At 60.8% G+C, this 13,533-nt stretch carries 9 protein-coding genes and 1 pseudogene; 4 read left to right on the top strand and 6 right to left on the bottom strand.

Annotated elements, in window-relative coordinates; genetic code table 11:
• Positions 1–108: 108 nt before the first annotated feature.
• The gene (locus OZY47_RS02160) at positions 109–3,462 is read right to left on the bottom strand and encodes an FtsX-like permease family protein (RefSeq protein WP_277179062.1); all 3,354 of its coding nucleotides are present in this window, start codon (positions 3,460–3,462) and stop codon (positions 109–111) included.
• Between the two features lie 14 nt (positions 3,463–3,476).
• The gene (locus tag OZY47_RS02155; protein ID WP_277179060.1) at positions 3,477–4,178 is read right to left on the bottom strand and encodes an ABC transporter ATP-binding protein; all 702 of its coding nucleotides are present in this window, start codon (positions 4,176–4,178) and stop codon (positions 3,477–3,479) included.
• Positions 4,179–4,606: 428 nt separating this feature from the next.
• Between OZY47_RS02155 and OZY47_RS02150 the strand changes: the two genes are divergently transcribed.
• From OZY47_RS02150 to OZY47_RS02135, 4 genes are all read left to right on the top strand, one after another.
• Complete coding sequence (locus tag OZY47_RS02150) at positions 4,607–4,753, top strand: hypothetical protein (protein ID WP_277178318.1); 147 nt, start codon at positions 4,607–4,609, stop codon at positions 4,751–4,753.
• A 937-nt stretch (positions 4,754–5,690) separates the two neighbouring features.
• The gene (locus OZY47_RS02145; RefSeq protein WP_277178317.1) at positions 5,691–6,719 is read left to right on the top strand and encodes a hypothetical protein; all 1,029 of its coding nucleotides are present in this window, start codon (positions 5,691–5,693) and stop codon (positions 6,717–6,719) included.
• Positions 6,720–6,963: 244 nt separating this feature from the next.
• Positions 6,964–7,233: a type II toxin-antitoxin system RelB/DinJ family antitoxin gene (locus tag OZY47_RS02140; RefSeq protein ID WP_277178314.1), complete on the top strand. Its 270-nt coding sequence runs from the start codon at positions 6,964–6,966 to the stop codon at positions 7,231–7,233.
• Positions 7,226–7,507 carry a type II toxin-antitoxin system YafQ family toxin gene (locus OZY47_RS02135; RefSeq protein ID WP_277178312.1) on the top strand — a complete coding sequence of 94 codons (282 nt, stop codon included), beginning with the start codon at positions 7,226–7,228 and terminating at the stop codon, positions 7,505–7,507. The genes OZY47_RS02140 and OZY47_RS02135 overlap by 8 nt, the downstream gene beginning before the upstream one ends.
• Positions 7,508–7,623: 116 nt before the next feature.
• On the opposite strand, the pseudogene OZY47_RS02130 reads toward OZY47_RS02135, so the two are convergent.
• From OZY47_RS02130 to hemQ, 4 genes and pseudogenes are all read right to left on the bottom strand, one after another.
• A pseudogene (locus tag OZY47_RS02130) lies at positions 7,624–9,732 on the bottom strand (translation factor GTPase family protein); the annotation flags it as partial.
• Positions 9,733–10,149: 417 nt separating this feature from the next.
• Positions 10,150–11,124 (bottom strand): ferrochelatase, encoded by a 975-nt coding sequence (hemH, locus tag OZY47_RS02125; RefSeq protein ID WP_277178308.1) that lies wholly within the window; start codon positions 11,122–11,124, stop codon positions 10,150–10,152.
• Positions 11,114–12,562, bottom strand: a complete 1,449-nt coding sequence (locus tag OZY47_RS02120; protein ID WP_277178306.1) for an MFS transporter — start codon at positions 12,560–12,562, stop codon at positions 11,114–11,116. The genes hemH and OZY47_RS02120 overlap by 11 nt, the downstream gene beginning before the upstream one ends.
• Positions 12,555–13,424, bottom strand: coding sequence for a hydrogen peroxide-dependent heme synthase (gene hemQ, locus OZY47_RS02115; protein ID WP_277178303.1), 870 nt, complete (start codon positions 13,422–13,424; stop codon positions 12,555–12,557). The genes OZY47_RS02120 and hemQ overlap by 8 nt, the downstream gene beginning before the upstream one ends.
• Between the last annotated feature and the right edge of the window lie 109 nt (positions 13,425–13,533).

The following is a 13,533-nucleotide window of genomic DNA, read 5'->3' as shown; positions in this document are numbered from 1 at the left end:
TAAACCTGGGTTACAAAAGTGGAAGATACAAAACCCAAAATGGCGGAATTCCAACAAAACGCCTCGGCTATCTTCCATTTTTGTAACCCGACTTTTCGATAAAACCTCTTAATCGACCGACTTCAAGGCCTCAAGCATGTCGATGTGCTTCAACTTGGAGTTGACGAACCAGCCGAGCGCGGCGGTGATGAGCCCGACCACGACCAACGGCACCACGAAGGCGAGCCAAGTGATCGTCGGGTCGAACATCACGTCGTCCGGCGGCACGGCGGTGATGATGTAGCGGTGCAGCCACGCGCCGAAACCGTAGCCCACCACGATGCCGAGCACCGAAAGCAGAATCGTCTCGCGATAGATGTACATCGTGGTCTCGCGATTGTAGAAGCCGAGCACCTTGATGGTGGAGAGCTCGCGGATGCGCTCGGAGACGTTGAGATTGGTGAGGTTGTAGAGAATCACCACGCCGAGCAGGGTCGCCACGACGATGAGCACCCACATGATCTGGTTGAGCGCCTTCACCACCACGTCGATCTGGTGCATGAGCGTCGTGTTCTGCACCACGCCCTGGATGCCGCCCAGCCGCATGAACGAGGCCGCCTGCCGCTTGGTGTTGGCCACGCTGCCGTCGCGGAGCGTCACCATGTAGGCGTTGGTCGCGTAGCGTTGCCCGAACGCGGCGCGATAGGCGGACGGGCTCATCACCATGAAGTGGCCGAGGTACATCTCGCAGATACCCGAGACCTTGACCCGGTAGGTCTTGCCCGCACCGTTCTGGAAGTCGATGGTGTCTCCGACCTTGGCGTGCACCAGGTTCGCGAAACGCTCCGAAATCACGGCGCCGTTGGAATCCAGCGAAATCGGATGGTGCCCCTGGCGCGTGTTGAGCTTGATATAGTCGTCGAAACTCGAGGTGTCACGCGGCACGAGCATGGTGACAGACTGCTTGTCGCCGTTGCGACCGGCGACCTTGCTCACCGCCTCATAGTGCACCGGCAGCGAGCGCTTGATGTCGGATTTCTTGAGCCGCTCGGTGATGGCTTTTTGCTGCGAGTCGGTGACGTGCGCGTTCTCGGCGGCGATGAGGTTATAGTGCATCACCCCGCCGAACTGGTGCTCGTTGATGCCCGAGATCGAGCCCTGCACCGCGAACCCGGCGGTCAAGAGCGCCACGGAGCCGCAGACGCCGAAGATGGTCATGAACATGCGCTGCTTGTAGCGGAAGATGTTGCGCGCGGTCACCTTGTGGGTGAAGTTCAGATGATTCCAAATGAACGGTATGCGTTCCAGCAGAATCTTGGAGCCGGCGCTCGGCGGCTTGGGCAGCATGAGCGCGGCGGGCCGTTCCTTGAGCTCACGGGCCGCGCTCCACACCGCCGGCACCACGGCGCTGAGCATCGCGAGCACGATGGCGAGCAGCGTGACCTGCCAATGGAAGCCGAGGTGGATGACCGGCACGTTGAAGCCGACCTTGTAGGCGTTGTAGACGATGATCGGCAGCAGCGTGTGACCGGTGAAGATGCCGATTATCGCGCCGAGGATCGAGGCGGCGAAGCCGTAGACCACGAACTTCTTCATCACGTCGCGGTCGGAATAGCCCAGCGCCTTGAGCGTGCCGGCGTTGATGCGCTCCTCGTCGACGAAGCGGGTCATGGTGGTGAAGGTGACCAGCGCCGCCACCAGGTACATGAAGTAGGGGAAAATGTGCGAGAGCGAGTCGACGATCACCGACACGGAGTCGTAGACCTTGTAGCCGTCGGAGCCGGGCGTCTCGCGCTTGGAATCGACGGAATAGACCGGATCCTCCACGGCGTTCAGCATGGCGGTGGCATCGTCGAGCTTGCGTTCGGCGGCCTTGATCTTCTTTTTCGCACCCGGCTCGGCCTGGTCGAACTGCGCCTTCTTGCTGTTGTATTCGTCGGTTTTCTGGGCGAACTCGGCCTGCGCGGCGTCGATCTGGGCTTGGGCCTGCTGTTGTTTGGTGGCGAGCTGCTGCTTCTTCTGCGCAAGTTGGGCGTTGGCGGCGTCGGCTTGAGACCGTTTGGCATTAAGTTGCGTTTGTGCCGCCTGGATTTGGGCGACTCCCGGATTATAGGTTCCATTAATAAAGTTGTTACGTCCAGCGGTGGCTTGAGCCAATCCATTGGCAATTATCGGTTTTTGCGCATTCAACGTGGTGAGTTGAGACGCAAGCTGTGTACGCTCTGCACTTAAGCTCGCATAATCAGCTGGCGAAGCGCTGAGAAGTAACGTGTCAATCTGGGCAATCCGCGCGGTCGCCGCGTCAATCCCCTGCTGGTTGGCCGTTTGAGCCACAGTCAACTGCGTTACAGCGTCATCGGCCTGTTTCTTGCCCGCCGCCAGTTGATCCGAGTTAGCATCAATCTGCGATTGCGAGGCGTTCAGCTGTGCGTAAGCGTCATTGATTTGTTGCGACGCTGAGGCAATCTGATTTTGTGCTGAAACAACTTGAGTGGCCAGCTGTTGCTTGGAATCAATCAGCTGTTGATTGCCATCGTCGAGTTGTTTCTTGCCGTCGGCCAGTTGCTGCCGCGCACTGTCCAGCTGCTGCTGGGCCGAAGCCACCTGCTGCCGTCCGGTCTCGATCTGCGGTTTGACCTGCTTTTCGATGCCCTGCCGCCGAGCCTTGGGCCGATTGGCCAGAATCCGGTCGAGCGCCTTCTTGTGCGCTTGCAGCCTGTCGTTGTATTTCGCGGAATAGTGGTCGCGCATCTGGTCGAGGTCGGTGTAGGTCAGCCGCGCGATCATATAGTCGTCGGATTTGAAAGCGCCGGGCGTCACCACCGCGTATCCGTCCAGCGAACCGGAGCCGGAGGTCGAAGGCCCCATGTTCACCGAGCTCAGGATCTCGGTGGAATCGACGACGCCCACCACCTTGAAGCTGTCTTGCCGCAGCACCTTGCGCCCCAGCGCGTCCGGCTTCTCCGTGAGTTTAAGCGTGGAGCCGATGGGATACTTGCCCTTATGCGCCGAATCGATGGCCGTCTCGTGTGGCGTCTTCGGCATGCGCCCGGCCACGAGATGATAGGTCGAGACGTCCTTGGGCGCGGAGAGCACGCGAACGCTTTCGTCGCTGCCCCGCACCACGACGTCCTTCAGATACCCGTATTCGATGCGCGAGGCGCCGGGGGCCTTGTCGATCTGCTGCCGGTCGGCCTTGTCGAGCCCGTAACTGGAGATGACGCTCAGATCGGCGAGGTGGTGCTGGGCGAAGTAGGTGTTGCCGGTGTCGCGCATATCCGGTCCGGAGACGGTGAGCCCGACGAGCGCGAACGAGCCGAGCGCCACGAGGCAGACGATGGAGAAGAACCGGCCTTTGGATTTGGCGAACGCCTGGCGGATGTCGCGCCAGAGCATGCGTTTCGAGGCCTTCGACGTTCCGCGCGTCTCGGGTTGCGTCGGCCCGCTAGTTTCGGCTTCGTTCATCGTGTTCATGCCGCTCACGTTGCTCAACCGACTCACCATTCGATGTCGGCGATGTCGGCGGGCGTCTCGTGCCGCTCGACGGATTGCACGCGGGCGTCGCGCATGTGGATCACCCGGTCGGCGATGGGCGCGATGGCGGCGTTATGGGTGACGATGATGACGGTGGAACCGAACTTGCGCGACTGGTCCTGCAGGATGCGCAACACCTGTTTGCCGGTGTTGTAGTCGAGCGCGCCGGTCGGCTCGTCGCACAGCAAAATCTTCGGTTTCTTGGCCACGGCGCGGGCGATGGCCACGCGCTGCTGCTCGCCTCCGGAAAGCTGGGCCGGGAAGTTGTCGAGACGATTCTCGAGTCCCACGTCGATGAGCGTCTGGGTCGGGTCAGCGGCGTGCGGCACGATCTCGGCGGAAAGCTCGACATTCTCGCGCGCGGTGAGGTTGGATACGAGGTTGTAGAACTGGAAGACGAAGCCGACGTCGTAGCGCCGGTAGGTGGTCAGGGCACGTGCGTTGTATTGGGCGATGTCCTCGCCGTCGATGATGACTTGACCTTCGTCGCAGGTGTCCATACCACCCAGGATGTTGAGCAGGGTCGATTTGCCCGCGCCCGAAGCGCCCAGGATAACCACCAGCTCGCCGCGTTCGATGTCGAAGTTCACGTCGCGGTTGGCGTAGATGACGGTGTCGCCGGTCTGGTAGCGCTTCGTCTCGCCCCGCACCTCGATATAGCCCATCGCAGCACTCCCCTTTTCGTCGTCCTGCAAGTCGCGCGAACATCTTCACACCGGGCCAGCCGCGCCCCAAAACGCAACCACCCGTCTCCACCATGATAATGTCGTATTCCGATTACGCGTCCCGCCCAATCACCACCTGAAATCTGTTTTTCGCAGCGTTGGTTGTAAATCGTCGCGTTTGTTTGCATTCATTTTTGTTACTGGATTTTGCGACGTCAAAACTTGATCATTCATGTCAAAATTCAAAAAAATTACTTTAACAAGTCCCTTGAATTCCAACATTGCGATATAAAAGTATGACATATTTGCAACACATTCGAGTGTTTTGTCAAACAAAATGCTAAACTGTTGACCTGTAATTAGGCAAACCGTGAAAAATTTTCGAACGTTTTGGTCAAATTTTTACAGAAGGATAGGTGGGAAGTCCGATGGGTCTCAAGCACACGCTCGCGGCGTTTTCCGCGACCGTTGTCGCCTCCGCCGCGCTCATCGCTCCAGCCACAGCGGGTGCATTACAAAAACAAGCATCGATCACCCCCCCCGCGATTGGTGACGAAATCACAAACTTCCAGTAATCCCGACTCACCCGATTTATCGCAATCCTCACCATATCAAAACACGTCACGTCCCAGCGTGGCAAAACAAAGTTCTTCCATTCTTAGTCAAAACGAACAACAATCCCAATTCACCACCAAACTCGGAAGCCCAGCAACACCCTCAGCCCAATCTGACCCTGAACCCACCGTCGGACCGCAGGACGAGCCCACGTGCACTGCCGAGCCTGCAGGTCATTGGCGAGGAGTAACCGGCGACACCGTTGACTACACCATGACCACCGACTGCCACTACACCGTCACCAGCGCCTACTTTAACCATGACCATGGCTACGGGTATCCAGGTGCCGATTACCTCCCCTGGCAGCTGTATACCGACCCACGCAACCCAATCCGGCATCTCACTTTCCAACACGTCACCATGGGGCCCAATATCCACAGCATAGACTTGTGGTTTTATGCCGGCTATCCGTCTTCTGGAGAGAAAGGCCTGATTAACGTGGAAACCATCGACGGGCTGGAAAATATTGACACCAGCGGCATCACCAGCATGCACGGACTGTTCACCTATTCCTCCTTTCGAATGGTCTCGGGACTCGAGAACTGGAACGTCAGCAGAGTCACCGATTTCAGCAGCGCATTCACTCACTCTCAAAGTCCACAGCCACTCAAACTCGACCTGTCGGGCTGGGATATATCGTCAGACGCCAACACAACCGACATGTTCGGAGGAGATTTAAATTCTACTTTCACTTTCCTTCGTCTGAAAGCCCATGTCCATATCAAAGCCGACGCGTTTCCCAAAGCTTTCTGGGCATACACGGCTCATTATCCAACCGTCCAAACATGGAAGCAGAAGGACGGCACCGGGTCATGGACAGGCGTTCCTCATAACGATGGGGTTGGCAACACCGCCACCACCGAGGCGACATGGTACGGCTGGCCACACACAGAAATCTTGTTCTACGGGAACGGTGGCAGCGGCACCCCACCACCCAATCTAGTTGCCGATGACATTTGGTTCGGCGACAGCACCACCAAGACCATACCCGGCCAGGGCGGCCTGCTGCGGAACAAGTTCCGGTTCTCGGGATGGAATCTCAATTCCGACGGCAAAGGCACCCACTACAAGGAAGGCGATACCATCAACCTGCCTGAACAAACCGCACTGAACTACGACCATCAAAGCATGTTCGCCACTCTCTATGCGGAGTGGAAGTCGACGACACCAACAATCACTGGTGCGGCGCCGAAGGCGGACGGGGTGCATGTCAAAGGTACGGAGCCTGCCGGCATCCAAATCGGCGACACGTTCACCGTCACCGACGACAAGGGCCATTCGGCCACCACCACGGCCGCCACCGCCAACGACCCGGCCGGCAAATGGGAGGCCACCATCAGCCTGCCCGGCAGCGACACCATCGGACAAGGCACCATCACCAAATACACCGCCGTACTCAACCAGCACGAGGGCGGCAGCTCGGCCGACTCCACGGCCTACGAGGTCAGCGTCGATCAGGTCGCGCCCGCGCTCGAGAACATCCGGGCCAACACGCCCGCCCACCAGATCACCGGCGTGGCCTGGTCCAGCGGGAACACCACCGCGCAGCCCGGCCGCGTCAAGGAGGGCGGCGACACCATCACCGCCACCTGGCCCGGACTCGGCACGACCACCACCACGACCACCAGCAGCGCCGCCGGCCACGAGGGCGAGTTCACCCTGCCCATCCCCAACGGCGTCACCATGCCCGGCGACGCGGTCCTCACCGTCAGCGACACGGCAGGCGAGCACGGCCTCAACGGCGTGAGCAACAAGTCCGGCGAGTACACCGCCAGACTCACCCCGCCCATCACCGTCCTGCCGTTCACCGGCGGCCGGACACCGGCCACATGGGCGCTCACCATCGCCATATCCGCCATCCTCACCCTCGCCACCGGAACCATCCTCACCAAGCGCGCCTACGCCCACACCCGTCCGCGCCACTGACCACCCCACGCGGCGCCGCCACCCCACCACCACATCCGGCGGCACCGCAACCACCACCCCCACCACAGCAACCACTCCACACCACCACAGGCCCGGTTACACCACAGTCACACTCACCACCACATCAATCACAGTTCCGGCTACCGCGAATCCGCATATCAGTTGAAGTGAAACAATGCCTGATATACTCTGTTTAAAGTCATATAGACTGACAAACGACTTCAATAAGGCAAAGGTGGACATCATGGCACAGGTATCGGCGAACCAGACGCGGATCCAGATCCGCACCAGCAAGACGCTCAAGGAGCAAGCCACGGAGGTCTTCGCTGACATGGGCATCGATCTGACGGCGGCGATCAACATGTTCCTTTCGCAGGCTGTGAAGGAGGGCGGCATGCCGTTCAAACCGATGGCGTTCACCCCTCTTGAGAAGGCCGTGCGCAAGGCGGAAAACAGCGGGTTCGTCTACGCGGGCGACGCCGACGCGGCGCAGAGGATGATCGAGCATGTATGAGCTCTCGTTCTCCAAGGAGTTCCTGCGCGACGCCAAGAAGCTCAAGAAGAAACACTACGACATGGGCAAGCTCTACGAGGTGTTCCACGTCCTCGAACGCGGCGACGCCGAAACGCTCCGCCGCAAATACCGTGACCACCAGCTCAAGGGCGACCTCAAGGCATACCGCGAACTGCATGTCGAGGCGGATTGGCTGCTCATCTACCGCGTCGAGGAAAACATTCTCCTTATCACGCTGATGCGGACGGGAAGCCACGACCAACTGCTGCGCTGACCATTAACTCTCCGTAAAACGACCACTTACGCTGCTAACCGGTCGACCGTGCTGGTTTTCGTATGTTTCCTGACCTGAAAACGTACGTTTTCCAGCAGAATTGACCGGTTGCAGCGGATGTGGGCGAAATCGGGGACCTTGCTCCATTTGACGGTGTAGCCGGCGCCGTGGGCGCAGAAGACGGAGTCTGGGGTGTTCTCCAGGTCGGTCTCTGGGTCGTAGGCGGTTTGTTTGATGATTTCGGCGGCGTCGTGGCAAGGCTGGTAGCCGGCGTAGACGCAGGTGAGCGAGCCTCGGCCATGGGTGTAGGCGTTGACCTCCATCGAGTAGTCGCGCATTTCGGAGACGGGCGCCTCGCCCTTGAGCTCCGCGTAATCACCATCGGATTCCGGAGCGTCGAACGTGCCGCTCATGCGCTGGATGTCGGCCATCGCGCGGCCCAGCATCTCCTGCGGCACCTCCAGACGGAAGCTGTACCACGGCTCCAAAAGCCGGCACCCACCACGCTCCTTGAGCTCCATCAGGCCTTGCCGCACGGCGCGATAGGTGGCCTCACGGAAGTCGCCGCCCTCGGTGTGCTTCTCGTGGCCACGGCCCGCGACGAGCGAAATGGTCATATCGGTGATGGGCGAACCGGTGAGGACGCCCAGATGTTCCTTCTCACGCAAATGCGTCAAGATTGCACGCTGCCAGTTGCGATCAAGGTCGTCCAGACTGCAACGCGACTCGAAATGTAGGCCACTCCCCGGCTCACCGGGTTCAAGCAGCAGATGGACTTCGGCATAGTGGCGCAACGGCTCGAAATGGCCAATGCCCTCGACGGGCGCGGTGATGGTCTCGCGGTAGAGGATGCCGCCGGGGCCGAAATGCACGTCGATGCCGAAACGGTCGCGCATCATCTGGGTGATGATCTCGACCTGCACCACGCCCATGAGCTGCACATGAATCTCGCCGAGCCGGGCCACCCAACGCACGTGCAACGCCGGGTCCTCGTCCTCGAGCGTTCGCAGCGCCACGAGAATCTTGTGCAACTCCGGCGTGACCTCGGCGGGTTTGGTGGGCGTTTGGTTTGGAGCAGAATCGTCGGTCTGGTCCTTGTCAGGGCCATTTTTCGTTTCGGTATCCACGGGCGCGACCTCTTCATCGGCCGCCTTGCCCGGCAGCACGGTATAGGTGAGCACAGGTTGAAGCACGGCATCGCCCGCATCGGCTTCATAACCCAAACCTTCACCCGGGAATGTTTTCGTCAACCCGGTCACCGCGCAAACCTCACCAGCCGCGACCTCGTCGGCCAACTCGAATTTCGCGCCTGAATACCGACGGATCTGGTCGACCTTCTCCTGCCAGATCTCGGTGCCAGCATCGGCGGAATTAGCAGTATCAGCAGTCCCGGCGGAAGCATTGTCGCCATCATCGTGCGCGTTCGTCAACGTCGCCTTGACCTTGAGCGAGCCACCAGTAACCTTGAGCCAAGTAAGCCGGTTGCCCTGCGCGTCGTGCGAGACCTTATAGACGCGAGCGCCGAACGCATCCAGGTAATCCCGCTTCTTCGTAAACCGTTCAAGCCCCGCCAAAAACTCATCGACACCCTCGAGCTTCAGCGCCGACCCGGAATAGCAAGGAAACAGCTGACGCGAGGCAATCATCGAACGCAAGGTGTCGTCCGAGATACCGCCGCCGTCCAGCAGCTCGTCCATCGCGGTGCCGCTATCGTCTAGCAGCGCGACCTCCTCCTGCTCGCCAGGCTCGGTGTCACCGCCGAAGTCGATGCAGCCTTCCGAGAACCTCTGCCGCATTTGCCCGAGCAGAGCGGCTTTATCGGCCCCGGCGGAGTCCATTTTGTTGATAAAGATAAAGGTCGGCACGTGGTAGCGCGCCAGCAGCCGCCACAACGTCTCGGTATAGCCCTGCAGCCCATCGTTGGCACCGACGACGAGAATCGCGTAATCCAGCACCGTGAGCGTCCGCTCCATCTCGGCGGAGAAGTCGACGTGCCCAGGCGTATCAAGCAGCGTGAACTCAAGCTCGCCCTGCCGCAATATAGCCTGTTTCGAAAAGATGGTGATGCCGCGCCGCTTCTCCATGGCATCGGTGTCGAGAAACGCGTCGCCGTGGTCCACGCGTCCGAGCTTGCGAATCTCGCCGGAGCGATACAACAACGCCTCGCACAACGTGGTCTTCCCCGCGTCCACATGCGCCGCGATCCCCACCACCGCTCGTCTCATCCGCCACGCTCCCCTGAAATCGCAATAACCAACATTCATTGAACAATCATAGGGTAAACCGCCATCCGCCATCCGCCATCCGCGACAGCAAAACACCAAAGGCACCGCCGTTGGATGAAAGCGAACACTGATACCCAGCGGAACCCGAGGATGACAAGAACAATAAGGACAGAGTCGCTTCTGCAGCATCGTAAAGAATATGGCACGCTGCCATCGATAATCCGTTGACGGCAACACATCACAGGACATAGCACCGCAGGCAGCAAAAGAGAGGCGGCGCGTGAACACCAGTCCACGCGCCGCCTCCCGGAATTTTCAGGTGATGCGTTTCGGTTATACGAAATCACGCAATACTTGCGCGACCCTCACGTAGCGACCACGCAACCCTCACGCGACGCAACACCTACGCGACCGCCGTCATTCGGCCTCGACCACCTTGTCCTCGAGCGCGGCGATGAGCAGCGGATCGGCGTTGGGCATGCGCAGGCGGTGCAGCGTGCCGCCCAGCGCCTCGATCTCGCCCTTCAGCTCGATGTCCACGTCGTCCAGGATCTCGAGGTTGTCGACGATGAAGCCGAGCGAGCCCGAGATGATGGTCTTGATGCCCTGGTTTTGGATGAGGTCCTTGGCGGTCTCCTTGAAATCGGGGCCGATCCACTCCTCGCCCGTGCGCCCGGCGCTCTGCCAGGCGATGACGAACTGGTCGTCACGCAGCCCTGCCAGCTTGGCCACGGCCTTCGAGTTGCCCACGACCTCGTCGTAATAGGGGTCGCCGGCCTTGATGGCGCGCATCGGCAGGCTGTGGGCGCTCAGGATGACCTTCGTGTCGTCGCGGTCGGTCAGGTCCTTCATCGCCACGATCTGGTCGGCCCAGAACTTCATGAGGTTCTTGTCGGCCCACCAGCTGCGGATGGGATGGTAGGTGACGCCGGGGTGCTTCTCCAGCGCCTTGAGGGCCTGCTCGTGGTCCTTCTCGGCGGTGTAGACCGAGTATTGCGGAGCCATCGGGATGCCGTAGATCTCGTTGACTCCGGCGTCCACCAGCTCGTCGACGGCCTCGCCGATAAACGGGGCGATGTATTTGAAGCCCGTGCGCACCACGTATTCGCCGGAGTAGTCGCGGTCGAGCGCGGCCTGCAGGCCCGAGACCTGGTCGGCGGTGAGCTTGGCGAGCGGCGAGGTGCCGCCGATCTCCTTGTAGCGCCTGGCGAGGTCGTTGTAGAGCGCCTCGGAGGGCTTGTGGCCGTGGCGGATGTTGGTGTAGTACTCCATGATGTCCTCGGTCTTGTACGGGGTGCCGTAGGCCATGAGGAGCACCGCCTTCTTGGGGGCGTTCGCGGAGCTTGCGCTGGTTGCGCTGGTTGCGTTGTCGGTATTGGTTTCACTGGTCATGATCAAAGTTTCCTTTGTTGAAGGGGATGAATAGGGTCAGCACGATGCACACCACCGCGACGATGAGCGCGACGAGGAACATGGCGCGGAAGGAGGTCAGCGTCGGATTGCCGTTGACGCTGCCGACGAGCATCGCCGAGGCGAAGACGAGCGGGGCGATGGTCATGCCGATCTTCTTGCACGCCGAGACGCCACCGATGGCCTGCATGCGCTGGTCGGGAGCCGCCAAGCGACCCGCGATGACCTGCAATGGAGAGGACATGAACGCGCCCAGGCCCAGGCCGAAAAGCGTCGAGAAGACGAAGAACGCCGGCAGGCTGTGGGAGGTCAGGAGAATGGCTATCATCGAGACCGCGTTGATGCAGCTCGAGACGATCAGGGCCTTCTTGTTGCCCAGCTTGTCGACGAAGATGCCGCCGACGTATGAGCCGACCATGCTGCCCAGGCCGGTGCCCATCATCGTCATGCCCGCCATCGCCTTGGGCAGGTGGAAGATGACATGGACGTAGGTGGGGATGTAGACGAACAGCGAGAAGAGGCTGCCGCCGACCATCGCGAGCAAAAGCACCAGCACGTAGGAGCGGTTGCGGAAGAGGCTGATCGGCAGGAACGGCATGGTGCCTTTGCCGATCTTCCGCTCGCCATAGAGGAAGATCAGGAAGGCGATGACTGCCACGACCAGCAGCGCCACAACGACGACCCAGTATTGCTTGAAGTGCTGGCTTAAGGTGATGGCGAGCATCAGCGTCATCAGCGCCACGGAGAAGGAGCACAGGCCGGCGTAATCCGTCTTGGAGGCGCCGCCCGCCAGCTGGTTGTCGAGCACGAACCAGGCGATGATGAAGAGGATGACCAGCACCGGCAGCATGCCGTAATAGAAGACGTGCCAGTTCTTGGCCATGCCGATGGCCATGCCCGCCAGCACCGGGCCGGCCATGGCGGAAAGCCCAGCGACCACGCCGACGAAGGAGACCCTGCGGCCCTGGTGGTTCTTGCGGGCGACCATCATCAGCTCGCTCATCGCCAGCACCATGATGCCGCTGTCGCCGATGGCCTGGATGAACCGGCCGACCAGCGCGAGCGGGTAGAGCGGCGCGACCGCGGTGATCAGGCAGCCGACGAACCAGAAGCCGAGCTCCCAGAGGAAGACCTTTTTGGTGCCGTGGGTGTCGGAGAGGTTGGCCATGATCGGCGTGCCGACCACCAGGCCCAGCGTGTAGATGCCGGCGAACCACGAGGAGCCCATGGTCGTCAGGTTGAAGCTCTTGGTGACCGAGGAGAGCAGGGTGCCCGCCGAGCCGCTGTCGAGCTGGGTGATGAAGACGACCAGCGCATAGAACCAGATCGGGGGCTTGCGCGCCGCGCGGCCGATGGTTTTCGCGGCGTTGGCGGCGGCTGCGGTTGCTTGGGAAGCGGCCTTGGAGGCGGCGTCACTCATGATGGCTCGCCTCGGCGGAGTGAGACGGCTCTGAGGCCACAGGCTCGTCGTGGCCGGCGGGGATGATCTCGCCTTCCAGCGTGTGGCGAGCGCCGGGCTTGGACTTGCTCACCTCCCAGCCGTCGAGGAAGAAGTGATCGACGTCTTCCGGGGCGAGGTAGGTGCCCGTGATGAAGTAGGGGAAGTCGCCGTAGATCGAGCTGGCCTCGGCGTAGCGCATGGCCTCGATGATCTTCTTGAAGACCAGCGGGTCGTCGGCCAGCAGCAGGACGCCCCACTCGTGGTCGTCAAGCCCCATCGCGCCGGTGATGAACGGCAGCACGCGGCCGCCGAACGACCGGCCGATCTTGCCGTGGTCCTTCATATAGGCCTGGCGCTGCTCGAAGGGCAGCGTGTACCAGTTGGCGCCCGGGTTGCGGGTCTTCGACATCGGGTAGAAGCAGACGTAGGGTTTCTTCGGCAGCTTTGGCTTGACCGCGCGCTCCACATAGCTCCAGCCGCGGTCGCTCTTGGGCTTGCCGGAATATGTGCCCGCCTCGCCGATCGAGACGAACGAGCCGGCCTTGGTCATGTAGGCCGCCAGGGGCAGCTTCGCCAGGCGGTTCTCGATCTCGTTGAGCTCGTCCAGGGTCTCGCGGTAAAGAATCAGGCCGAGGTCGCCTTTGTGCCCGCTGACGTCGAAGAGGTACCAGCTGCCTTTGCCGGCCTCCTCGTTGGCCACGAACTCGTCAAGCATCCGTTTGAACTGCGCCACCTCGCTGCGTTGCGCCTCAGGGCTCTGCTTCTGGAACGACGGCCAGTCCACCTTCCACCACAGCTCCAGGCAATACCAACCATCCAACGTCCCCACTGGTTCCTGCATGACTTCGTCTCTCCTTGCGTTTTCACCGCCCGCGACGATGCCCGACCATGCTGCCGGCGGCGCCATCGAACGGCATCTTCTACTCAACTCGGCACAGCCGTTGGAACAA

This window comes from Bifidobacterium sp. ESL0790, assembly GCF_029395435.1.
In the GTDB taxonomy this organism is placed as follows: Bacteria; Actinomycetota; Actinomycetes; order Actinomycetales; family Bifidobacteriaceae; genus Bifidobacterium.
Note: the sequence above shows the minus strand (reverse complement) of the source record. Positions and strands in the feature narration are given on the sequence as shown.

Bases quoted from the DNA above. Each gene is read 5' to 3' on its own strand.
- OZY47_RS02150 (WP_277178318.1), top strand. From the start codon at position 4,607: ATGGGTCTCAAGCACACGCTCGCGGCGTTTTCCGCGACCGTTGTCGCC.
- OZY47_RS02155 (WP_277179060.1), bottom strand. From the start codon at position 4,178: ATGGGCTATATCGAGGTGCGGGGCGAGACGAAGCGCTACCAGACCGGC.
- hemQ (WP_277178303.1), bottom strand. From the start codon at position 13,424: ATGCAGGAACCAGTGGGGACGTTGGATGGTTGGTATTGCCTGGAGCTG.
- OZY47_RS02140 (WP_277178314.1), top strand. From the start codon at position 6,964: ATGGCACAGGTATCGGCGAACCAGACGCGGATCCAGATCCGCACCAGC.
- OZY47_RS02135 (WP_277178312.1), top strand. From the start codon at position 7,226: ATGTATGAGCTCTCGTTCTCCAAGGAGTTCCTGCGCGACGCCAAGAAG.
- OZY47_RS02120 (WP_277178306.1), bottom strand. From the start codon at position 12,562: ATGAGTGACGCCGCCTCCAAGGCCGCTTCCCAAGCAACCGCAGCCGCC.
- hemH (WP_277178308.1), bottom strand. From the start codon at position 11,124: ATGACCAGTGAAACCAATACCGACAACGCAACCAGCGCAACCAGCGCA.